Here is a 1,620-nt window from a genome sequence, read left to right on the forward strand (position 1 = left end):
GCTGAGCTGAAAAGCCGCATCAAGGGGCTGCTTTTGGCGGAAGGCCTGGTGGAAGAGGCGCTCAAGACCGACGAGGCCTGGGTGACCACCATCCACGGCATGGCCTCCCGCATCCTGCGCGAGCACGCGCTGGAAATCGGCATCGACCCGGCCTTCGAGGTGATCGAGGGGACTGCGGCCGAAGAGCTGCTCGACGAGGCCCTGGAGCAGGTGATCGTCCAGGCGCGCCGCCTGGACGACCCCGAGGTAACCGAGCTGCTCACCAGCGAGAAGCTGCGAGGCTTCGGCCTTCGGGACAAGGGCGTGGTGGAGTATGTGAAGGCGGTGCTCGAGCGCGTGCACGCCATGCCCGAGGGCTTCGCCACCCTGCAAACCGCTGAAGAGGTGCCCTCGCCCTCGTCGCTGATGCGGCGGGTGCTGGCCGCGGCCGAGGACATGGCGGCTAAGGCCGCGGCGTGGCCGAAGCCTTCGAATACCATGGCGAACTTCGCGGGAAACTTGGAGGCGGCCGTCGAGCAGGTGCGTGCATGGTTCGAGCGTGCGGGAGACGAGTCGTTCGACAGTCCCGATTTCGACCCCGATGCTTTCTGCGGCGCGTTCTACGGTTTGCCGTTTACCATGCGAGGAAAGTTGCGCGACTATGTCAAGGAGGACCTGGACGCCTGGTGCGCCACCCTGGGGGAGCTCAACGGCGAGGCGCAGGCGGGGCTTGCCGTGCGCTGGCAGCGCGCCATCGTGAAGGTGGCGCTGCTGGTGGAAGAGGCCTTTCAGGAGCTGAAGGGGCCGGCGCGCCTGGACAACACCGATCTTCTGGTGCGGTGCGCCGCTGCCCTGCGCGACTTCCCGGCCATCGCCGCTGCCTATCGGGACAAGTTCAAACTCATCATGGTGGACGAGTTCCAGGACACCGATCGCCTGCAGGTGGAGGTGATCAGCCGTCTGGCCCAGCCCGGGCTGGCGAACGTGTGCACCGTGGGCGACGCCCAGCAGAGCATCTACCGTTTCCGCGGCGCCGACGTGAACGTGTTCACGGAGTACCGGGCGAACCTGGAGGGGCAGGCCGGGGGCAGCCCGGTGGTGTCCATGGCCCGTAACTTCCGCAGTCACGGCGATGTGCTGGCCTTTGTGGAGCATGTGTTCAGCCAGCCGGAGGTGTTCGGCGACGATTTTCTCAGCCTGGAGGCCGGTGGTGCGGTGAACGCCGTGGCCGATCCTCTGTTTGCTGAGCGTCCCCGCGTGCAGGTGGACGTGACGCACAACGAGTACAGCGGCGCGTCGAAGGACGAGGCTCGGGCCGCAAGCGCCGCGGCCCTGGCCGAGCACTTCGCTGCTCTCCGCGACGAGGGGGCGTCGGCGGCCGATATGGTCATCCTCTTGGGCACGATGAGCCATGCTGATGTCTATGCTGCTGCCCTGCGCGAACAGGGCATCGCCTCGATGATTGCCGGCGGATCGGTGTTCGCCTCCATGCCCGAGCCGAAGCTGGTGTCGGCGCTGCTGCGAATGGCGGTGAACGTCGAGGATGAGGAGGCGCTGTACGCGGTGCTGGCCTCGCCTCTGTTCGCGGTGTCCGACGACGGGCTGCTGGCCCTGGCCTCGCAGCCGGCCGACGAGGGCGGC

This window comes from uncultured Adlercreutzia sp. (genome assembly GCA_910585575.1).
In the GTDB taxonomy this organism is placed as follows: domain Bacteria; phylum Actinomycetota; class Coriobacteriia; order Coriobacteriales; family Eggerthellaceae; genus Adlercreutzia.